The sequence below is a fragment of the Streptomyces sp. NPDC046349 genome (genome assembly GCF_055587885.1).
The window spans coordinates 317012-337664 of record NZ_JBVJFK010000006.1 but is presented as its reverse complement, the minus strand read 5'-3'; the positions used below and the strand labels follow the sequence as shown (position 1 = coordinate 337664).

Here is a 20653-nt window from a genome sequence, read left to right as displayed (position 1 = left end):
CCCCGCACGGGCGCCCCGGTCAGCGGCTCCGCGCGCGCTCCTGCTCGTCCGCGGCGCCGCCCGCCCCGACGAGGCCCCTGGAGACGCCGGACAGCCGGGGCTCGAAGCGCTTCATCTCGCGCTGCCCGACCGTGGCGATGATGCCGGGCAGGTAGCCGCGCATCCCCTGCATCCCGCGCAGCCACCACTGCGCGTACACGTGCGGCGAACGCCGCTCGATGCCCGCGACGATCCGGTCGACGGCGGGCCCCAGCGGGTAGGTGCGGTTCGACGGCCACGGCAGCCGTTGGCGCAACTCCCGCATGACCTCGTCCTGGTCGGCGCCGCGCACCATGTCCGTGTCGGTCCACGAGAGGTAGCCCACCCCGACGCCCACTCCCTTGTACCCCACCTCGGCGCGCAGGCAGTGGGCGAAGGCCTCGACGCCGGACTTGGAGGCGCAGTAGGCGGTCATCATCGGCGCCGGGGTGATGGCGGCGAGCGAGGCGATCTGCAGGAAGTAGCCGCGGCTCTCCGTCAGCACGGGCAGGAAGGCCCGGGCGGTGACGGCGCCTCCGATCAGGTTCACCTCGATCACCCGGCGCCAGGCGTCGGGGTCGGAGTGGGCGAACGGGCCGCCCGCGGCGACGCCCGCGTTGGCGACGACGATGTCGACCTTCCCGAAGCGCTCCTTGACCTCCTGTGCCACGCGTGCCATCGCCTCGTGGTCGGTGACGTCGGCGTACCAGTGCTCGCTGTCGGCGTGCAGGCGCTCGGAGACCTCCTTGAGGGCCTCCGGCTCCAGGCCGACGAGGGCGATCCGCGCGCCGCGGGCCGACAGCTTGCGGGCGAGCAGCTCGCCGACCCCGCGGGCGGCCCCGGTGACGACGGCGACCTGGCCTTCCAGACTCCTGCGAGCACTCACGGTGTCTTCTCCTTCTCGGTGGTGTCGAGATCGTCGAGATGACGCGCAGTCAGCTCGCTCACGGCACGGGTGACGGCTTCGGGAGCCTCGACGGGGGTCATGTGCCCCACGCCGGTGAGCTCGGTGAGGCCCACGCAGTTCGGCAGCGCCGCCGCGAGCCCGCGTGCGTGGACGATCGGAGTGAGCCGGTCGGCGGTGCCGCCGATCACGGCGGTGGGGACGGTCAGCCGCGCCACGTCGGCGTCGAGGTCCAGCCCGGCCAGCACCTGGGACCAGGCGTGCCGCACCCCGGTCGGGCAGGCGTGGACGATACGGGCGCACGCCTCGACCCGGTCGGGCGCGGAGCCGGGGGCCATGGTGGCGTACTTGAGGACGGTGCGGGCGACGGGCGTGACCGGCCCGAGCGGGGCGCGCGATCCCAGGACCGCGCCGGTGATACGCGTCCGCACCCGCCCGGCGCGCCCCGGCAGCACCGTGGCCCGCTCGACCAGCCGGGAGCTGCCGGTGCTGCACAGCAGTGCGGCCGCGGCGTGCTCGGCGAACTCCGGCCGGGCCGCGGCCGCCATGATCGTCATGCCGCCCATGGAGTGCCCGGCGACGACCGCGCGCTCGCCCGGGGCGAGAGCGGCGCCGAGCACGGCCACGAGGTCGTCGGCGAGCGCGGTCGTGCTGTGCTCGCGGGCGGCGGGGCTGCGCCCGTGTCCGCGCTGGTCGTAGGCGACGACCCGGTGGGTGGCGGACAGGGCCCGTATCTGCGCGGCCCAGAACGCCGTGGAACAGGTCCAGCCGTGGGCCAGCACCACGGTCGGCGCGCCCTCGTCCCCGTGCACCTCGACGTGCAGGCGGGCCCCGTCGGCGGAGACGGCGACGAGTTCGCGGCGGGCGGCGGGCGGGGCGTAGGGGCCGGAGGTGACGTGCGTGAGCCGGCTCATGCGGCACCCTCGGCGGGCGCGCCCGCCCCGGCCCCTCCCGCGACCGAGGCGCGGGGATCCGGGGGCGCCGCCGGCGACGGCGCGGTGGCGGCCGCGACGGCCACCGGCGCCCGTCCCCTCGCCCGGACGACCTCGTACTCCGCGAGGTCGACGCCGCGCGTCTCCCGGCGGAACTCCCCGGTCGTGCCGGGCCAGACCGTCGTGTTGCGGCCGTTCGCGTCCAGGTACCAGCTGGTGCAGCCCCCGGTGTTCCAGACCGTCCGCTCCATCCGGGCCTGTACGTGCCGGTTCCACTTGTTCACGGCGGAGGGGCGCGCGGCGAGCGCGACCTTCCCACCCAGCATGCCCAGCTGCCGCAGGTAGTCGGCCATGTAGTTCAGCTGCGACTCGATCATGAGGATCATCGAGCTGTTTCCGAGCCCGGTGTTCGGGCCGATGATCGTCATCCAGTTGGGGAAGCCGGCCGCGGTCGCCCCGCGCAGCGACTGCATCCCGTCCTTCCACTGGTCGGCGAGGGTCCTGCCCTCCGCGCCCACCACCCGGTCGGCGATCGGCATGTCCGTGACGTGGAACCCCGTGCCGAAGACGATCGCGTCGACCTCGGTCTCGGTCCCGTCGGCCGCGACCAGGACCGAGCCCCGGACCTCCTTCAGCCCGGAGGCCACCAGGTCCACATTGGGCCGTGCCAGCGCCGGGTAGTAGTCGCTGGAGAGCAGGATCCGCTTGCAGCCGATCCGGTAGGAGGGCGTCAACTTGGCGCGCAGCTCCGGGTCCTTGATCGCCCGGGCCATGTTGGCCTTCGCGAGCGCCTCGACGAGCCCGAGCTGGTTCGGCCGCTTGGTGAAGGCACTGACCTGCAGCTCCCGGATGCCCCACAGCAGCCCCCGGCGCGCGGCGCGGGTGAAGGGGAGCTGCCGGTGCAGCCAGCGCTCCACCGCCGAGATCGCCCGGTCGGTGCGCGGCATCACCCACGGCGGGGTCCGCTGGAAGAGCGTCAGGCGCTCCACGTCGGGGGCGATGGCCGGCACGATCTGGATCGCGGAGGCGCCCGTACCGATCATGGCGACGCGCTTGCCGGCCAGGTCGTATTCGTGGTCCCAGCGCGCGGAGTGGAAGACCTTGCCGGGGAAACCGGCGAGTCCCGGCACCTCCGGCAGCTTCGGCTCCGACAGCGGCCCGGTCGCCGAGACCACCACGTCGGCGGTGAGCTCGCCCTGCGCGGTCTCGATCTCCCAGCGCAGCTCGTCCGCGTCCCAGCGCATCATCAGGACCTCGGCGTCGAGCCGGATGTGGCGGCGCAGCCCGAAGGTGTCCGCGACGTGCTCCAGGTACTCCCGGATGGCGGGCTGCCCGGAGAAGGTCCGCGGCCAGTCCGGGTTCGGCGCGAAGGAGAAGGAGTACAGGTGCGACGGGACGTCGCAGGCGCATCCCGGATAGCTGTTGTCCCGCCAGGTTCCGCCGACCGAGGCGGCCCGTTCCAGTACGACGAAGTCCGTGATCCCCTCGCGCCGCAGCCGCACGGCGGCTCCCAGTCCGCCGAACCCGGACCCGATCACCGCCACCCGTACGTGCTCGCGCTCCTCGCGCCCGCCCATGCCGCCCATGCCCGCCGCCTTCCGCCTCATCCGCAGTTCCAGCCACGCAACGCCGCAACGCACACAACATCGAAACACTGCCAGCAATCACTGGCACAATCGGGAGGGTAGAGCAGCTCCGTACTCATGGGTAGGGGGCGGACCCGGAAAGTTACCGCTGGTACGCCATAGGCTGCGTCTGTGGCGAAGGATGAGATGCAAGCGAAGCCGGTGCGCGAGTACCGCACCGAGGAGCTGGCCGAAGCGGCCGGCATACCGGTGCGCACCCTGCGCTTCTACCGTGAGCGCAAACTGCTGCCGCCGCCCCGCCGCGAGGGCCGCATCGCCTGGTACGACGATCACCACCTGGCCCGGCTGCGCACCATCGCCGGCCTGCTGGAACGCGGCCACACCCTCGGCGGCATCGCCGAGCTGACCGCGGCCTTCGAGAACGGCCGCGACGTCGGCCAGCTCGGTGAGCTGCTCGGCATCGGCTGGTCGGAGGAGACCCCCGTCCGGCTCACCCCGGAGGAACTGGCCGACTACTTCGAGGGCGAGGTCACCCCGGAGAACCTGGCGGCCTCCCTCGACCTCGGCTACCTCGCCGTCGACGGCGACGCGATCGTCCACGTCAGCCGCCGCCTGCTGGACGTCTCCTCGGCGCTGGTCCGCGAAGGGGTGCCGCTGGCCGCGGTCCTGGAGACGGGGCGCCGTGTCCGCGAGCACGCTGACGCGATGGCGCTGCTGTTCACCGAGCTGATCTCGGACCACATCTCAGCGGAGGCGCTCACCCGGCTGCGTCCGCTCGCCAAGAGCGTGGTCGAGGCCGAGCTGACGATGGCGATGGACCGCCTCCTGGCGTCCACCGCCCCGCCCTCCGGTCAGACGCCGAGTTCGTAGACGACGGTCACGGGCGCGTGGTCGGACCAGCGCTCGGGGTGCGTCTCGGCCCGCTCGACGTAGGCCTTCACGGCCTTCGCGGCCAGCCCCGGGGTCGCCACCTGGAGGTCGATCCGCCAGCCGGCGTCGTTGTCGAAGGCGCGGCCGCGGTAGGACCACCAGGAGTACGGGCCCTCGGTGTCGGGGTGCAGCTCGCGCACCACGTCGACGTAGCCGGCCTCCGTGTAGACCTTGCCCAGCCACTCGCGCTCCTCGGGGAGGAAGCCGGCGTTCTTGCGATTGGTCCTCCAGTTCTTGAGGTCGGCCTCCTGGTGGCAGATGTTCCAGTCGCCGCAGACCACGACCTCGCGGCCGTCGGCGGCGGCCCGCACCTTCAGCTCCGCCAGGTAGGTCAGGAACTCCCCCATGAACCGGTACTTCTCGTCCTGCTTCTCCGTGCCCGCCTCGCCCGACGGCAGGTAGAGGCTGGCCACGGTCACACCGGGCAGGTCGATCTCCAGATACCGGCCGGCGGTGTCGAATTCCTCACTGCCGAACCCGACCCGCACCCGCTCCGGCGCGCGCCGCGTGTACAGCGCGACCCCGGCCCGGCCCCTCACGGCGGCCGGCGCGAAGACGGTGTGCCAGCCCTCGGGAGAGCGCGCCTCGTCCGGGATCTGCGCCTCCTCGGCCCGTACCTCCTGCAGACAGATCACATCGGCGTCGGATCCCGCGAGCCATGCCCCGAAGCCCTTCTTGGCGGCGGCCCGAATCCCATTCACATTCACGGAGGTCACAGTGAGCATCCCAGCACCATAGCGGGATGGTTCCGTACGATGTTCGGATGTCTCATGGGATCGAGCTCCGCACCGTGCCGTACGACCACCCGGACGCGGTCGAACTCAACGACCGGGTACAGCTCGAATACAAGGAGCGGTACCAGGGCGAGGGCGACGCCACCTTCCTGGACCCGGCGATGTTCGCCCCGCCGAGGGGCCTTTACATAGTGGCGTACGACACGACCGGCGCCCCGGTGGCGACCGGAGGCTGGCGCGCCCAGGAACAGAACGACGAGGGCTACTCGGACGGCGACGCCGAGCTCAAGCGGATGTACGTCGTGCCGGAGGCGCGCGGCCTGGGCCTGGCGCGCCGCATCCTCGCGGCCCTGGAGGCGGACGCCCGCGCGGCCGGCCGCCTGCGGATGGTCCTCGAAACGGGCGACCGGCAGCCGGAGGCGATCGCCCTCTACCTGTCCGAGGGCTACATCCCCTCGTCGAAGTTCGGCTTCTACCGCTTCTACGACTCCAGCCGCTGCATGGCCAAGCCCCTTGGGGCGCCGGTCTCCAGCCCCGCCGGCGTCTGAGGCGCGGGGTCACGGGTCGGCGCCGGGCCGGGCGGCATCGGCGCCGCTGCCGCGCTACCGCGGGAGCCAGACGGGCCGGTCCGTCCCCCACCGGGACGGGCCCCCGGCCCATTCCCCGAGGGGGCTGGCGGCGTGCCGCAGCGCCCCGTACCCCGACCCGGTCTCCCGGAGCCACGGCTCCGCCTCATACCCCCGAGCCCCGGCCCCGGTCTGGACCCGAGCCCCGGCACCGTCCTCGGCCCGAGCCCCGGCACCGTCCTCGGCCCGAGCCCCGGCACCATCGTGACCCCGAGCCACGGCACCGTCGTCGGCCCGAGCCCCTGCACCGTCGTCGGCCCGAGCCCCGGCCAGCCCGCGGACCAGCCACGACCCCGTCCCGGCCAGGGAGAACCGCAGGCCCCGCCCGCCGCCCTCGGCCAAGGCCCGCATCACACCGGCCGCCACCAGGTAGCCCGTCCCGTGGTCCAGTGCCTGCGCCGGCAGCACTCCGGGGGTCCCGTCCGGACCCGCGCACGCGGCGGCGATGCCGTAGCCCGCCTGCACCAGCGAGTCGAAGCCCCGCCGCCCGGCCCACGGCTGCGGCGCCCGCCACCCCCACGCACACAGCTCCGCCACCACCAGGCCCGGCCGCCGCTCCAGCAGGTCCCGCGCCCCGAGCCCATAGCGCTCCAGCGCCCCCGGCCGGTAGCCGGTCACCACCACGTCGGCCTCGGCCAGCAGCCCCTCGAAGACCGCACGGTTTGCGGCCCGCCCCAGGTCCAGCAGCGCCGACCGCTTCCCGAAGCCGGTGTCCGCGTACGCGTCGTCCGCCTCAGGCAGCGCCGGCGGGTCGATCCGCAGCACGTCCGCGCCCAGCAGGCCGAGCGTGCGCGTGGCGACGGGCCCGGCAATGACGCGCGTCAGGTCCAACACCCGCACCCCCGTGACGGGCCGACCCGGCGGGGCCTCGCCGAGCACCCGTCCCCGTTTCCCCGTCGTGCGTACGGTCTCCACCAGCGGCTGCGGTTCCCCGTACCGCCGTGCCACGGCGACGGCGAGACCGCCGGCCCCGTACACGAGTTCCTGTACCTCGACGGCCGTCCGTGCGGCGACGGCGGCGCGCAGTGCCTCCGGCGTCGGGGAGGGCAGCCCCAGCGCGCCTACGAGCGCGGCCTCGTGGTGCGGGTAGTTGGCGTGCGTGCGGACCCAGCCGTCCGCGGCCCGCCAGAAGCCGGACAGCGGAGCGAACGTCACCGCGGGCCGACCCGCGATCCTCAGATGGCGTTCGCTGACGAAGGCCGTCGCCACCGCCCCCTCGTGCACCACGAGGGGACCGGGGTGCCCCGTCGTGCCTGCGGCCCGCACCGCGGCGAGCTCCGCCGCCGCCAGTCCGCAGACCGCGACGGTGGCGCGCGCCAACTCCCCGACCGGGAGCGGCCCCTCGCCGAGATCGCCGGTTCCCGCGAACCGGACCCGTTCCACGAGCTCCGGTGCGCCGCCGACGGCCTTCCAGGCCTGGGCCGTCCCGCCGTCCCGTCCACAACCGATCGCCATGAACGCATCTTCGCCCAACCGCCGCCCCGCAGGGCCGCAAGGGCGGGATCCGCGGTCCGGGCGGCCCCTGCGCCCGCCCGCCTACGCCTCCTCCACCAGCAGCCGCGCGTTGATCGTGGGATTGCCGGCCCGTGCGAGCGGGAAGGCCGCGCCGATCTCCCCGGCATGCCCGGGCACATCGATGCGGACGGACAGTGTCCGGTCGAGAAGACGCTCCTGCGGCATCCTGAAGTCGATGTTGACGATCCCGTGCTCCACGCAATTGGCGCAGCCCGGCGGATTGATCGGCTGGAAGAAGAAACGCTTCGCGACCGGCTCGCCATCGGCCAGCAGATTGACGACGAACGATCCGGGAATGTTGAGGCGGTGAATCCCTTTGACCCGAACGGAGACCGGACTGGCACTGCGGAACGCAAATCCGTGGGCGACGTCGATACTTCCGGAAAGATTCTCCAGCGGCCCCTCCACGGGACTGAGGAGTTCCAGCCGATCGTAGGAGACTTCGGTTTCGATCGTCTGGTCCGCGGTGGTGCTGTACGGAGGCAGCGCGTTGAACGGCGTCGTCAGCCAGTCGGTGTTCTCCCCCAGCGTGGATCGGAATCCGGTCAGCGTGGTCGCGGAAATCCGCGTCTGCCAGCTCAGCCAAAGTCGGTCGAGATTGCAGTGGAAGAACCAGAACACCGGGTCGTAGGAAGCGACTTCGGGGGTCTGCATCGTGGGCCCGATCGATCCGTGGCCGCTGTCGTGCGCCTGGATCGAGAAGTCCTGGTAGCCGTTCACGTTGTACGCGCCCCACAGCGACTGGGTCAGCGACGTCTCGATGTCCTCCAGGACCTCGTAGTCCCTGACGTTCCGTGCGATGTCGGCGGCCGGGAAGCGCTCGGTGGTGTACGGGAAGAAGCCGGTCACGGGCGGCGTCACGGCGGCGCCGGGATCGGCCGGGAGCACGTACTCGGCGAACGGCGGCTGCTGCAGCCGCTCCGGTAGCGCCGTCGAGATGTCCCAGTAGGGGATCGTCACCTCCTCGCAGCCCGGGACGGAGCGCAGGGCGTCCTCGAACACGCGCAGGTACTCGCGATGCCAGGGGTTGTAGCGGTCCTGATGGTGCAAGCACCAGCTGTTCGGCAGGCCGTGGTGCCCGGCCAGGGCGAAGTAGCTGTCCGGAGCTTCCGGGTCGCGGTCCATGAGGCCCCTGAACGCTGTGGCCAGCAGCTCGAACTCGTCTTCGCTCAGCGTCGTCACGTCCTTGCGCAGCCGGGTGGGGACGGGCCCGTCCGTCGGCGGCTCGGCGGGCGTGGCCGTACCGAGGGGGAATCCGTTGACGATCCAGTTGCGGAACGTCTGGGAACGCGCCGCGCTCCACTTTCCCTCCGCGTCCGGGGGCATCAGCGAGTTGGGCGGCGCCGTCTGCGCGTGCACCGAGAGCGCGTTGCTCTTCAGTCCGTCGTACGTGCCGAGTTCGATCCCCTTGGCGGCCATGTGCGCCACGTCCTGGGGCCGGAAGAAGAATCGAATATCCGCCAGGTAAGTCGGCGCTGCAATGACTTGCTCAGCCGTCACACCGTTCTCGGTCAGGACCATGATTCCTCCACTGCGCTCCGAACAGGAATTACCGACGACCGGGTTCGGTAGTCGCCGAGAAGTATGCGGTAGGCCGCGGCGCATGTGAATCATCGACACAGGCGGCCGGCGGCCCCCTTCCAGGAGTCCCTACCCGCCGGGGAGTTGGTCGCCCGGGTCAATTGTTGAATTCGATATAATTACGCTGGGCGCGCATCGCGGGAATTCGGCACGCCACACAAAGGGAAGTATCGTTTCCCCATTTCTCCGCTACTCGGAATTTCGCGCATCCGAGCGGGGTCACAGGCATCAAGAAAGGTTTCTTCCGCACAGGGGGCAACACGCCGCCCGCCGAACCTGCACCGTCGGCCGTCCGGCGTTCCCGTCGGCGCGGGCTCAGGGCCGAGACGGCGGCGAGACGGCCCGGCGCCTCCCCTGCCGTCGGGGCCGACGCGTCGGACGCGGTTGCCGCGGGTCCGGGATGCTCCGGCCCGGAGCGAGCGGGGCTGGGCGGCCCCGGCCCGACTGCACGCCGAGCCCGGACCCGTCAGGCGTCTGCAGTGACTCGCGTGCGGGCCCCGGAGGCGACGAACCCGGGGGGGGACCCCTCCCGCAGGCCGAGCAGCCGATCGAGGACCCGCCCGCATGCGGACAGCACCTCGAACGCACCCACAAACGCCGAGATCCCGCCCCGCCTTCCGGCGGAACGGGATCTCGTGACGATTCCTGAGAGCTACTCAAGAACTGTCGTCTGTGGACCTGTGGGGATTTGAACCCCAGACCCCCTCGATGCGAACGAGGTGCGCTACCAGACTGCGCCACAGGCCCTTGCGACGTGTGAAACAGTAGCACCCCTGCGCCGGTGCTCCAAAACGCGTTCCCGCGAGGGTCCGCGCAGGTCACCGATCACTCGTTCGCGGCGCGCGGGCGGTCATCGCTCTCGTACTGGTCGAACAGCGGGGTGCGGCCGCGCCCCTGACCGCGGGGGCGCTGGGCGGTCCGGTCCTGCGCGTCGTCCTCGGCGGGGGCCGGGGCGGGGACCGCGGGCTGGGCGCGCAGGCGGGGTTCCGTCGGCTCGGCCGTGCTGGAGCGGGTCGCGCTCCAGGCGTCCGGGGCCACGGGGCCCGTGGCGCGGGGGGCGACGGGGGCCGTCACGTACGTCGGCAGCGGGACCGGGACCGGCTCCCAACTGTCACCGCGGGCGGGGCCGCGTTCGCGCTCGCGCTGCTGGTCCACCCACTCGGCGTGGTCGGTCTGCTCGACCAGCGCGCGCCGGCCGGCCTCCTGGGGGGAGACCGGTGGGGCAGGATCCGGTTCGCCCGCGGCGGCCGCGCCCTCTTCGGGATGGCGGCGGCGCGGGCGGTTCTCGCGCAGCTGCCGTGCGGCAGCCTCGGCGCGCCGCCGGTCCATGGTGAACGCGTAGCGCCGCCGCTCCTGGACCCGCAGGTGGGCGATGTACGCACTCAGCAGGAGGGCGGGCACGGCGGGCGCCCACAGGTAGCGCAGGCCTCCCACCGCCGCGACGACGGCGCCGGCGGTGAAGACCAGGAAGAGCAGTGCGGTGGTGCGCCGCCGGCGCGCGAGGACCTGGAGGCGCTGTTCGCGCCGGGCCCGCTCCGCGCGCTGCTCCCGCTCGGCGGCCGCCGCTCGCGGCTCCGCCCTGGTCGGGGACACGCCGAGGGCCCGGGCGTCGGCGTCGACGGAATTGACCGTCTCCGTCGCGGCGTCCGGGTCCGCGTGGGGCTCCGCCTCCTCGTCACCGCGCTCACGCAGCCCCTTGGCGTAACGGCGCTCCATTCCCGCCCGGCCGGAAAGCAGCCGAATGGCGGTGGAGAAGCGTTCCGTCGGACGGGCCTCGTTCAGCTCGTCCTGCCTCCGGAGCCACATGGGCACCAAGTAGGCGGCCCAGGCCCCGACAATGACTGCGTAGATGAGGCCGCTGCTGCTCACACCTCACACCGTAGAGGGGCGCGGGCGAGGGGATCGGCCAATTGGGCCGGTGTGTCGCGCGATCTCGCTGATATCACGGACTTTTTTTGTGATTCTTCGGATCAGGTTATGGGCGAATCGGTTACCTCGGGCCATTAATTCGAACAGATATTCGTTTATCCGGGCGGGCGGAGGCCCGCGGACCCCCTATTTCGGCGGGGACTGCGAGTGGCGCGTGCGGTGCCAGCGGCGCAGCAACCCCTCCGGCACCTCCTCCGCCGTGATCGCGTACACGAGGTGGTCGCGCCAGGCGCCGTCGATGTGGAGGTAGCGCGGACGCAGTCCCTCCTCACGCAGGCCCAGCTTCTCCACGACCCGCCGGCTCGGCCCGTTCTCGGGGCGGATGCACACCTCGATCCGGTGCAGGCCCACCTTCCGGAAGCAGTGGTCGATCGCCAACGCGACCGCCGTCGGCATCACGCCGCGCCCGGCCACGTCGCGGTCCACCCAGTAGCCGACGTGCGCCGCGCACATGGAGCCCCAGGTGATCCCGGCGACCGTCAGCTGGCCGACCAGCCGCCCCTGGTACTCGATGACGAAGGGGAGCATCCGGCCCGCGTTCGCCTCCGCGCGCAGGTGACGGACCATCTGGCGGTACGTGGGCCGCTGGACCACCGGCCCCCACGGCGCGGGCGGCGGAATGGTCGCCTCCCACGGCCGGAGCCAGTCGCGGTTGCGCCGGTTGACCTCGCGCCAGTCCTTCTGGTCGCGCAGTTTTATCGGCCGGAGCGTGACATCGCCGTCGGTCAGGACCACCGGCCAGGTGGGGCCGTTCAGCTCGCGCTCCCGGTGGGTCCCGCCGGTCTGGGGTGGTCGCCGCCCCGGATCTGGTCCACCGCGTGCGGCAGGATGCGGGACAGGACGGCGAGGCCGTCGCGCACCCCGCCCGTGGAACCGGGCAGATTGACGATCAGGGTGCGTCCCGCGACGCCCGCCAGGCCCCGGGACAGGGCCGCGGTCGGCACCTTCGCCAGGCCCTCGGCGCGGATGGCCTGCGGGATGCCCGGAACCTCGTAGTCCAGCACCCGGGCGGTGGCGTCCGGGGTGCGGTCGGTCGGCGAGATCCCGGTGCCGCCCGTGGTCAGGATGACGTCGTACGCGGCGGCCACGCCCTCGCGCAGCGCCTCCTCGACAGGATCGCCGTCCGGGACGACCCGCGGGCCGTCCACCGCGAAGCCGAGCTTCTCCAGCGCCTCGGCCAGCAGCGGGCCGCCCTTGTCGGCGTACACGCCCTGCGAGGCCCGGTTGGAGGCCGTGACGACGAGTGCCCTGCCGAGGGACCCGCCCGGGGCCGTAGCGGCCTCCTCCGGCGGCGCCGCCGCGTGGTGGCTGCGGACCTCCCCGCCGCGCGGGGCGTTCACGAGCGGGCCCAGTCGCCGGACTTGCCGCCGGTCTTCTCCTCCACCCGGACGTCCGTGATGACGGCGCCCTTGTCGACCGCCTTCACCATGTCGATCACGGTGAGCCCGGCGACCGCGACGGCGGTCAGCGCCTCCATCTCGACGCCCGTACGGTCGGTCGTCTTCACGGTGGCGAGGATCTCCACGGCGTCGTCGGCGACCGACAGGTCGACCTTCACGCCCGAGACGGCCAGCGGGTGGCACAGCGGGATCAGGTCCGGGGTCTTCTTCGCCCCCATGATCCCGGCGATGCGCGCGGTGGCGAGGGCGTCCCCCTTGGGCACACCCTCGCCGCGCAGCAGCTCGATCACCCGGGGGGAGACGAGTACGCGTCCACTTGCGCGCGCCGTCCGGGTGGTGACGTCCTTCGCGGAGACGTCGACCATCCGGGCCGCACCGGCCTCGTCGATGTGGGTGAGCCTGCTCTCGGTACTCATTGCTGTGCCGCTCCGCTCTGGGCCCCCGGGGGCCTGTGTGGTGCGACACACGCTACCCGCACGCGCCGCCGGAGGGGCGCGCCGGGGGAACGGGTCCGGGAGCGCGGGAGCGGACGCCGCGGATCAGCCGAGCAGGACCACTTCCAGCTCGGTACCGGGTTCCACCGAGGTGACGTCTTCCGGTACGACGATCAGCGAGTCGGCGTGCGCCAGTGCGGCGATCAGGTGGGAGCCCGATCCGCCGACCGGGCTGACCGTGCCGCTCTCGGCGTCGTACGCGCCGCGCAGGAACTGGCGCCGGCCGGCCGGGGATCCCAGTGCCTTGTCGGCCTTCAGCACGGCACGCACGCTGGGCCGGCGCACCTCGGACTCCGGCAGCCCCATCAGGGCGCGGATCGCAGGGCGCACGAAGAGCTCGAAGGAGACGTACGAGGAGACCGGGTTGCCGGGCAGCGCCAGCAGCGGGGTGTGGTCGGGGCCGATCGTGCCGAAGCCCTGCGGCTTGCCGGGCTGCATGGCGAGCTTGCGGAAGTCGATCCGGGTCGCGTCCACGTCCACGTCGTCCTCGCCGGGGCCGGCGGAACCGGACGATGCTGCCGAGCCGACCGAGGAGAGCGCCTCCTTGACCACGTCGTAGGCGCCGACGCTGACCCCGCCCGTGGTGACCAGCAGGTCGGCCCGGATCAGCTGGTCCTCGATGGTGGAGCGCAGGGTGTCGGCGTCGTCCGCGACGGCGCCGACCCGGTAGGCGATGGCTCCGGCGTCCCGCGCGGCCGCCGCCAGCGCGAAGCTGTTGGAGTCGTAGATCGTGCCTGCGGTGAGCGGCTCGCCGGGCTGGACCAGCTCGCTGCCGGTGGACAGGACCACCACGCGGGGGCGCGGGCGCACCCGCACGGTGCCGCGCCCGATGGCGGCCAGCAGGGCGATCTGGGGCGGGCCGAGGACGGTCCCGGCCGCGAGGGCGAGGTCGCCCGCCTGGACGTCGCTGCCTCGGGCGCGTACGTGCGCCCGCGCCTCGGCCGCGCGGTGCACGCGCACCTCGCCGCCCGCCCGCTCGGGGGCGGCGCTGGCCGGGGTCATCCCGGCTGCGGCACCGCCTCCCGTGCCGCCGTCGGTCCACTCCACGGGTACGACGGCTTCCGCACCGGGCGGCAGCGGGGCCCCGGTCATGATCCGGGCGGCCTCGCCGGGGCCCACGGTGGGCAGCTCACCGCTGCCCGCCGCGACGTCCCCGACGACCGTCAGCACCGCGGGAAACTCCTCGCTCGCACCCTGGACGTCGGCCGTGCGGACGGCGTAGCCGTCCATCGAGCTGTTGTCGAAGGGCGGAAGGGCGACGGGCACGGTGACGTCCTCGACGAGGACACAGCCCTGGGCGTCCAGCAGCTGGAGCTCGATCGGCTCCAGCGGCCGGACGGCCCCGAGGACGTCCGCGAGGTGCTCGTCCACGGACCACAGACGGTGGCCGGTGTCCTGCGGTGCGGAACTGCTCAAGGTCCTACATCTCCTCCGTGACGTAACGGTGAAGCCAGGTGCGGAACTCGGGGCCCAGGTCCTCCCGCTCGCACGCGAGGCGGACGATGGCCCGCAGGTAGTCGCCGCGGTCCCCGGTGTCGTAGCGACGGCCCCGGAAGACCACGCCGTGCACCGGACCGCCCACGCTCTCGTCGGCGGCCAGCTTCTGCAGGGCGTCGGTGAGCTGGATCTCCCCACCGCGGCCCGGCTCGGTCTCCCGCAGTATGTCGAAGATCGCGGGGTTGAGGACGTAGCGTCCGATGACCGCGTAGTTGCTGGGGGCGTCCTGGGGCTCCGGCTTCTCGACGAGGCCGGTGACGCGGACGACGTCCTGCTCGTCGGTGGCCTCGACGGCGGCGCAGCCGTAGAGGTGGACGCTGGCCGGGTCGACCTCCATCAGGGCGATGACGGTGCCGCCGGTGCGGGCGTGGATGTCCGCCATCTGACGCAGCAGCGGGTCGCGCGGGTCGATCAGGTCGTCGCCGAGGAGGACGGCGAAGGGCTCGCGGCCGACGTGCGGCTCGGCGCACAGCACCGCGTGGCCCAGGCCCCTCGGGTCGCCCTGGCGGACGTAGTGCATGGTCGCGAGGTCGCTGGATTCCTGGACCTTCTTCAGGCGGTCGTCGTCGCCCTTGGCGATGAGGGCCGACTCCAGCTCGTAGTTGCGGTCGAAGTGGTCTTCCAAGGCTCGCTTGTTACGCCCAGTGATCATGAGGACGTCGTCGAGCCCGGCCGCCACGGCCTCCTCGACCACGTACTGAATGGCCGGCTTGTCCACAACCGGGAGCATTTCCTTCGGGGTCGCCTTGGTCGCCGGAAGGAAGCGGGTACCGAGGCCAGCGGCCGGAATGACGGCCTTCTTGATCACGGGGTGCAACATAGTCATGGCCAGAACGATAGTGGGTCCTGCCGAACACCCGACGAGATCGAGGTTGGTAGGTCCATATATGCCCTGATTCGAAGGAAATTTGATTCTCGTGGCAGAGAACACGCCCACCGCGTCCGCGAAGTCCGAGCTGCGCCGGGAACTCCTCGCGGCCCGTCGCGCCTTGTCCCCCGAAGCCCGCCGCACGGCGGCCGAGGCGCTCGCCGTCACCGCCCTCGAACTTCCCGAACTGGCCGGTGCGCGCACGGTGGCGGCGTACGTCTCGGTCGGCGGCGAGCCCGGCACCCGTGGGCTCCTCGACGCCCTGCGCGCAGCCGGCAAACGGGTGCTGCTCCCTCTCCTGATGCCCGACGACGACCTCGACTGGGCGGCGTACGAAGGTCCCGGCAGCCTCGCCGAGGCCGCCCACCCGGGCAGGATGCGGCTGTTGGAGCCGTCCGGCCCCGCGCTCGGTCCGGACGCGGTGACGGGGGCCGACGCGGTGCTGCTGCCCGGGCTCGCGGTGGACGGCCGCGGCATGCGGCTCGGGCGCGGCGGGGGCAGTTACGACCGGGTGCTGGAGCGGCTGGAGCGGGCCGGGGCGCATCCGGCGCTGGTCGTGCTCCTCTACGACGACGAGGTGGTCGCGCGGGTCCCGGAGGAACCGCACGACCACCCCGTTCAGGCGGTGGCCACCCCGTCGGGGGTGCGCCGCTTCAGCTCGTGACCCGGCTCACGACCCGGCCGGCTTGAGGGTCAGGGTGTCGACGGTGGCCTTCTCGACGGCGTCCTTGCCGAAGGGCCACTCCAGCAGTTCGCCCTTGGCCCACATCTGCGTCTGGTCCGTGTAGTGGGAGTTGTACGCGTGGCCCGAGGCACCCGTGAGGTTGATCCACCGGGACTTGTCGAGGTCGTTGAGGTTGACGACCATCCGCATGGACGGCACCCAGGTGACCCCATAGCCGCTGGAGGCGTTCCAGCCGGTGGCGTTGACGGTCGCCTCGCCGCCGCCCACGTTCCACGGGCCGCGGTTGAGGAGCCACTGCATGAAGCCGGGGCCCTCGGTGCCGATCGTCTGGTTCTTCAGGTTCAGCTGGTGCAGCCGGCCCCAGCTCCAGGTGGACTGGTCCTTGCCGAGCTTGGCGGTCAGCTCCCAGCGGGCGTCCGCCATGGCCCGCGCGAACAGTTCGTCGCGGGTGGTGGCGGCCGGCTTGTTCAGGCCCTTGGCGGGTGCGCTCCACCACTGCGACTTCTCGTCCTTGACCAGGCGGCGGACGACCTCGAACCAGCGGTCGCCGCCGTCGGGCTGCGCCGAGTCGGCGTCGCGGGTGCCGCATTCGCGAACGGTCTTGGCGAGGTCGTCGGCCGGGCCGCTGCCGTTGCCCAGGACGTTCATGCAGCTGTCCTCGATCCGCAGCTCCTTGGGCATCTTGTCGCCGAAGGCCAGCTTGAGGATGTTGCGCCAGACCGCGTTGAAGTAGGCGGCGGCCGCCGAGTCGGACTCCTGCGTGTAGTTCCAGCCGTCCAGCAGCTTCTGCGCGGCGCGCACGCCCGGGTCCGACACCTGGATCTTCGACAGCATCGGGGTGAGCAGCGCGGCGATCTCGCTGCTGTTGTCCATCTGCATGGTCCGCATGTCGTCGGTCGAGATCTTCCCGCCGTCCTTGATCTTCGCCTCGATGAGGTCGTTGATCCGCTGGCTGCGGGCTCCGTAGCCCCAGTCGGTGGTCAGCAGGTGCGGGTACTTGCCCGCGCCGGTGCCGTTCTCCGCGACGGCCTGGTTGGCGGTGACGATGTAGCCGCGCGAGGGGTTCTGGTCCCAGGGCAGCTCGTTCTGCGGGATGTAGCCGGCGTTGCCGTCCCGGCCGCCCTTCCAGGCGTACTTGGAGTCCCAGCCGGGGGCCGGCATCCGGCCGTCGCCCTGGCCGCGGACCGGGATGCGGCCCGGGGCCTGGTAGCCGATGTTGCCGTTGGCGCCCTTGCTGTCGGCGTAGATCAGGTTCTGGGAGGGCACCTCGAAGTCGGCGGCCGCCTTGCGGAAGTCGTCGAAGTTCTTGGCCTGGTTGAGCTTGAAGACCGCGTCCATGCTCTTGCCCGGGTCCAGCGCGGTCCAGCGCAGGGCGATGGCGTAACCGTCACCGCGGTCGGGCGCGGAGCTGTCGACGGGGGCGCGGGTGCCGACCGTGGCGAGCTCCTCGCTGCGGTCGGAGACGAGCGGACCGTTGTTGGTGGTGCGGACGGTGATCTTCTTGCTGGTGCCGCCCGCGATCTTGATGATCTCTTCGCGGGAGGTGAAGGGAAGCACGCGGTTGTCGTAGACGTAGCCCTCGGGCTTGATCTGCTCGAGGTAGAGGTCGGTGACGTCGGCGCCGAGGTTGGTCATGCCCCAGGCGATGTCGGCGTTGTGGCCGATGACCACGCCGGGCATGCCGGAGAAGGTGTAGCCGGCCACGTCGTACTTGCACTGGGCCGAGACGGCGCGGCAGTGCAGGCCCATCTGGTACCAGACCGAGGGCAGTTGCGGCGACAGGTGCGGGTCGTTGGCGAGCAGCGGCTTGCCGGTGGTCGTGTACTTGCCGGAGATGACCCAGGAGTTCGATCCGATGCCGCTGCCGTTGGGGCCGAGTATCGCCGGGACCTCCTCCAGGGTGTCGGCGAGGGCGCTCAGCTGGGTGCGCAGGCCGACGGCCGCGCCCTGGGCGGTGGCGTTGCCGGCGAGGCCGGTGGTGCTGCCGGCGCCCTGGGCGGTGGAGGCCTGGTTGGCGACGCTGCCGCCGGAGCCGGAGCCGGAACCGGAGCCGCTGCCCGAGCCGGAGCCGGAGTTCCCGCTCTGGCCCTGGGGGGTGTACTTGCCGCCGTCGACCTTGCCGCCCTCGACGATCGGCTTGTTCCGGTCGAACGGGTACGGCGGGTAGAGCTCGGCGATCTGCGCCTGCGAGAGCTTGCTCGCCATCAGCGCGCGGTCGATCTCGTCCTGCATGTTGCCGCGCAGGTCCCAGGCCATCGCCTTGAGCCAGGCCACCGAGTCCACCGGCGACCACTGCTCGGGCTGGTAGCCGTCGCTGAGCTTGAGGGCGGCGTGCTCGACGGAGAGGGTCTTGCCGGACTTCCCCTTCAGGTACGCGTTGACCCCGTCGGCGTAGGCCTGCAGGTTCTTCTTCGTCTCGGCGGAGAGCTTGGTGTCGTACTCCTCCTGCGCGACCTGGCGCCAGCCCAGCGTCCGCAGGAAGGCGTCGGTCTCGACCTGGCCGGCGCCGAACATCTCCGAGAGCCGCCCCGCGGTCATGTGGCGGCGTACGTCCATCTCCCAGAAGCGGTCCTGCGCGTGCACGAAGCCCTGCGCGCGGAAGAGGTCGTCGTCGCTGTCCGCGTAGAGCTGGGGAATGCCGTTGGCATCGCGCTTCACCTCGACCGCCCCCTTCAGGCCGGGCACGTCGAGGGAGCCGGTCGTCTGGGGGAAGGAGGCGCGCACGCTGTCCACGCTCCAGTACGCCCCGTAGCCGAGGCCCGCGACGAGACCCAGGACCAGTACGAGCGCGATCAGACGGGCGCGTCGTCCCTTCTTCTTGGCGGGAGGAGCGGTTTCGTTGGCGGGCATCGCTGTCCTTAGAGGGGCAGGGTGGTCCTGGGAGTGCTGGGAGCAACCATAGGCGCAGGACCGACTCCGTTGATCCGCCAGGGGTGGAGGCCGTGTGGAGGGCCTGTATCCCGGGACGGTCCGGGAGGCGGTCCGGAATGGATCTACAACGGGTCCCACGGTCCCGAGGACAGGGGCGAACAGCCGTTTCACAATGTGGTTATCGCGTAAAGGGCGCGTCAAAGATTAGGTAAGGTAACGAACTACTTGCCGAACTTGTCGCCGGGAGGATCGATCCGCCGGGCGCATTGAGGAGGGCCGCCCGCTGACTGTCCACACGCTCAATGAGCTCCTGCTGGTCTGCTCGCTCGTACTGCTCGTCGCCGTGGCCGCGGTACGGGTCTCCTCGCGCAGCGGCCTGCCCAGCCTGCTCATCTACCTCGGCATAGGCGTCGCCATCGGCCAGGACGGCATCGGGAACGTCGTTTTCGACAATGCCGAGCTGACCCAGGTCATCGGCTACGCGGCCCTCGTCGTGATCCTCGCCGAGGGCGGTCTGGGCACCAAGTGGAAAGAGATCAGGCCGGCCCTGCCGGCCGCGATCATGCTGTCCCTGGTGGGCGTGGCGATCAGTGTGGGCGTGACGGCGGCGGGGGCGCACTACCTCGTCGGACTCGAATGGCGCCAGGCGCTGCTGATCGGCGCGGTCGTCTCCTCGACCGACGCCGCGGCCGTCTTCTCCGTGCTGCGCAAGGTACCGCTGCCGGCCCGGATCACGGGTGTCCTGGAGGCCGAGTCCGGCTTCAACGACGCACCCGTCGTGATCCTGGTGGTGGCCTTCTCCACGGTCGGCCCGGTGGACGACTGGTACGTCCTGCTCGGCAAGATCGCCCTGGAGCTGGCGATCGGCGCCGCGATCGGCCTGGCCGTCGGCTTCCTCGGCGCCTACGGCCTGCGGCACGTGGCCCTGCCCGCCTCCGGCCTCTACCCGATCGCCGTGATGGCCATCGCGATCGTGGCGTATGCGGCCGGCGCGATGGCGCACGGCTCCGGCTTCCTCGCGGTGTACCTGGCGGCGATGGTGCTGGGCAACGCCAAGCTCCCGCACTGGCCGGCCACGCGCGGCTTCGCGGACGGGCTCGGCTGGATCGCCCAGATCGGCATGTTCGTACTGCTGGGCCTGCTGGTCACGCCGCACGAGCTGGTCCGCGACTTCTGGCCCGCCGTCGTCATCGGCCTGGTGCTGACGATGGTGGCGCGCCCCCTGGAGGTCTTCGTCAGCCTGCTGCCCTTCCGGATCCCCTGGCAGGAGCAGGTCCTGATGTCGTGGGCGGGCCTGCGCGGCGCCGTGCCCATCATCCTGGCGACGATCCCGATGGTGTCCGGGATCGAGGGCAGCGACCGCGTCTTCAACATCGTCTTCGTGCTGGTCGTCGTCTACACGCTGGTGCAGGGGCCGACCCTGCCCTGGCTGGCGCGCAAGCTGGACCTCGGGCGGGGCATGGAGACCGCCTCCGACCTCGGCATCGAGTCGGCGCCGCTGGAGAAGCTGCGCGGGCACCTGCTGTCCTTCGCCATCCCGCCGGCCTCGCGGATGCACGGCGTCGAGGTGAGCGAGCTGCGGCTGCCGCCGGGAGCCTCGGTCACGCTGGTCGTCCGGGACTCCAAGAGCTTCGTACCGGCGCCGTCGACCGTGCTGCGGCGCGGGGACGAGCTGCTGGTGGTGGCCACGGACCCGGTCCGGGATGCGGCGGAGGCGCGGCTGCGGGCGGTGGCCCGGGGCGGCAAGCTGGCGGGCTGGCTGGGAACCGGGAACGGCCACACATCCCATTAGAGCGGCGTTCTAATTCGGCCGGATTAAGAGCGATCTGACCTCTATTTTCTGGATATAGAGGGGCATTCATCTGCGAAGTTCCCGTTAATCGCAGGTGGCGGGACGGCTTGTCGGCGCAATCACAGGGCGTGGTATCGACTTCCCCTGTACGATGAAGGCACAACAGATCGAACCAACTCTGCCTGACGCAGAGCTGGCGCGACCGCAAAGCGGCCGTGGCACCCTCCCGCAGTGGGCGCCCAGGTATCACTCGGTTCTGCGCAAGAGGACAGCTCTCGGGGCTCCCAACAC

17 protein-coding genes and 1 tRNA gene are annotated in these 20653 nt (G+C 71.8%); 4 read left to right on the top strand and 14 right to left on the bottom strand.

From position 1 onward, the window contains the following. Positions 1-19: 19 nt before the first annotated feature. The 3 genes from ACZ6JS_RS16880 to ACZ6JS_RS16870 are packed head-to-tail and all read right to left on the bottom strand — an operon-like array spanning position 20 to position 3461. Positions 20-904, bottom strand: coding sequence for an SDR family oxidoreductase (locus tag ACZ6JS_RS16880; RefSeq protein ID WP_469298591.1), 885 nt, complete (start codon positions 902-904; stop codon positions 20-22). Beyond that, complete coding sequence (locus ACZ6JS_RS16875) at positions 901-1836, bottom strand: alpha/beta fold hydrolase (protein WP_469298590.1); 936 nt, start codon at positions 1834-1836, stop codon at positions 901-903. The genes ACZ6JS_RS16880 and ACZ6JS_RS16875 overlap by 4 nt, the downstream gene beginning before the upstream one ends. Beyond that, positions 1833-3461: a flavin-containing monooxygenase gene (locus ACZ6JS_RS16870; protein ID WP_469298588.1), complete on the bottom strand. Its 1629-nt coding sequence runs from the start codon at positions 3459-3461 to the stop codon at positions 1833-1835. Before ACZ6JS_RS16870 ends, ACZ6JS_RS16875 begins: the two co-directional genes overlap by 4 nt. Positions 3462-3626: 165 nt before the next feature. On the opposite strand from ACZ6JS_RS16870, the gene ACZ6JS_RS16865 reads away from it, so the two are divergent. After that, positions 3627-4310 carry a MerR family transcriptional regulator gene (locus ACZ6JS_RS16865; RefSeq protein ID WP_469298587.1) on the top strand — a complete coding sequence of 228 codons (684 nt, stop codon included), beginning with the start codon at positions 3627-3629 and terminating at the stop codon, positions 4308-4310. On the opposite strand, the gene ACZ6JS_RS16860 is transcribed toward ACZ6JS_RS16865, so the two are convergent. Beyond that, on the bottom strand, positions 4292-5095 hold the full coding sequence (locus ACZ6JS_RS16860; RefSeq protein WP_469298585.1) for an exodeoxyribonuclease III: 804 nt from the start codon (positions 5093-5095) through the stop codon (positions 4292-4294). The two genes, ACZ6JS_RS16865 and ACZ6JS_RS16860, sit on opposite strands and share 19 nt — an antisense overlap. A 38-nt stretch (positions 5096-5133) precedes the next feature. Here ACZ6JS_RS16860 and ACZ6JS_RS16855 point away from each other — a divergent pair, with 38 nt between their 5' ends. Next, positions 5134-5652 (top strand): GNAT family N-acetyltransferase, encoded by a 519-nt coding sequence (locus tag ACZ6JS_RS16855; RefSeq protein WP_469298584.1) that lies wholly within the window; start codon positions 5134-5136, stop codon positions 5650-5652. A 54-nt stretch (positions 5653-5706) separates the two neighbouring features. Here the strand turns inward: ACZ6JS_RS16855 and ACZ6JS_RS16850 are convergent, their stop codons facing one another. From ACZ6JS_RS16850 to galU, 9 genes are all read right to left on the bottom strand, one after another. Beyond that, positions 5707-7185: a CoA transferase gene (locus tag ACZ6JS_RS16850; RefSeq protein WP_469298582.1), complete on the bottom strand. Its 1479-nt coding sequence runs from the start codon at positions 7183-7185 to the stop codon at positions 5707-5709. An 81-nt stretch (positions 7186-7266) separates the two neighbouring features. Then, positions 7267-8766: a tyrosinase family protein gene (locus ACZ6JS_RS16845; RefSeq protein WP_469298580.1), complete on the bottom strand. Its 1500-nt coding sequence runs from the start codon at positions 8764-8766 to the stop codon at positions 7267-7269. 733 nt (positions 8767-9499) lie between these two features. Then, positions 9500-9573: transfer RNA gene (locus tag ACZ6JS_RS16840), tRNA-Ala, on the bottom strand. Between the two features lie 78 nt (positions 9574-9651). Then, entirely contained in the window at positions 9652-10695 is a 1044-nt protein-coding gene (gene sepX, locus ACZ6JS_RS16835; RefSeq protein ID WP_469298578.1) for a divisome protein SepX/GlpR, read from the bottom strand. Between the two features lie 186 nt (positions 10696-10881). Continuing rightward, entirely contained in the window at positions 10882-11490 is a 609-nt protein-coding gene (locus ACZ6JS_RS16830; RefSeq protein ID WP_469298576.1) for a GNAT family N-acetyltransferase, read from the bottom strand. Between the two features lie 17 nt (positions 11491-11507). Beyond that, positions 11508-12095, bottom strand: coding sequence for a MogA/MoaB family molybdenum cofactor biosynthesis protein (locus ACZ6JS_RS16825; RefSeq protein WP_469298574.1), 588 nt, complete (start codon positions 12093-12095; stop codon positions 11508-11510). Next, the gene (gene moaC / locus ACZ6JS_RS16820; protein ID WP_030662516.1) at positions 12092-12571 is read right to left on the bottom strand and encodes a cyclic pyranopterin monophosphate synthase MoaC; all 480 of its coding nucleotides are present in this window, start codon (positions 12569-12571) and stop codon (positions 12092-12094) included. Before moaC ends, ACZ6JS_RS16825 begins: the two co-directional genes overlap by 4 nt. A gap of 123 nt (positions 12572-12694) precedes the next feature. Then, positions 12695-14065 carry a molybdotransferase-like divisome protein Glp gene (gene glp / locus ACZ6JS_RS16815; RefSeq protein ID WP_469298572.1) on the bottom strand — a complete coding sequence of 457 codons (1371 nt, stop codon included), beginning with the start codon at positions 14063-14065 and terminating at the stop codon, positions 12695-12697. Between the two features lie 4 nt (positions 14066-14069). Then, a complete protein-coding gene (galU, locus tag ACZ6JS_RS16810) occupies positions 14070-14972 on the bottom strand; it encodes a UTP--glucose-1-phosphate uridylyltransferase GalU (RefSeq protein WP_469298571.1) in 903 nt (300 codons plus the stop codon). Between the two features lie 91 nt (positions 14973-15063). Between galU and ACZ6JS_RS16805 the strand changes: the two genes are divergently transcribed. Beyond that, on the top strand, positions 15064-15678 hold the full coding sequence (locus tag ACZ6JS_RS16805; RefSeq protein ID WP_469298569.1) for a 5-formyltetrahydrofolate cyclo-ligase: 615 nt from the start codon (positions 15064-15066) through the stop codon (positions 15676-15678). 6 nt (positions 15679-15684) lie between these two features. Here the strand turns inward: ACZ6JS_RS16805 and ACZ6JS_RS16800 are convergent, their stop codons facing one another. Next, complete coding sequence (locus ACZ6JS_RS16800) at positions 15685-18549, bottom strand: penicillin acylase family protein (RefSeq protein WP_469298567.1); 2865 nt, start codon at positions 18547-18549, stop codon at positions 15685-15687. 286 nt (positions 18550-18835) lie between these two features. Here ACZ6JS_RS16800 and ACZ6JS_RS16795 point away from each other — a divergent pair, with 286 nt between their 5' ends. Then, entirely contained in the window at positions 18836-20362 is a 1527-nt protein-coding gene (locus ACZ6JS_RS16795; protein WP_469298790.1) for a potassium/proton antiporter, read from the top strand. The last annotated feature ends 291 nt before the right edge of the window (positions 20363-20653 follow it).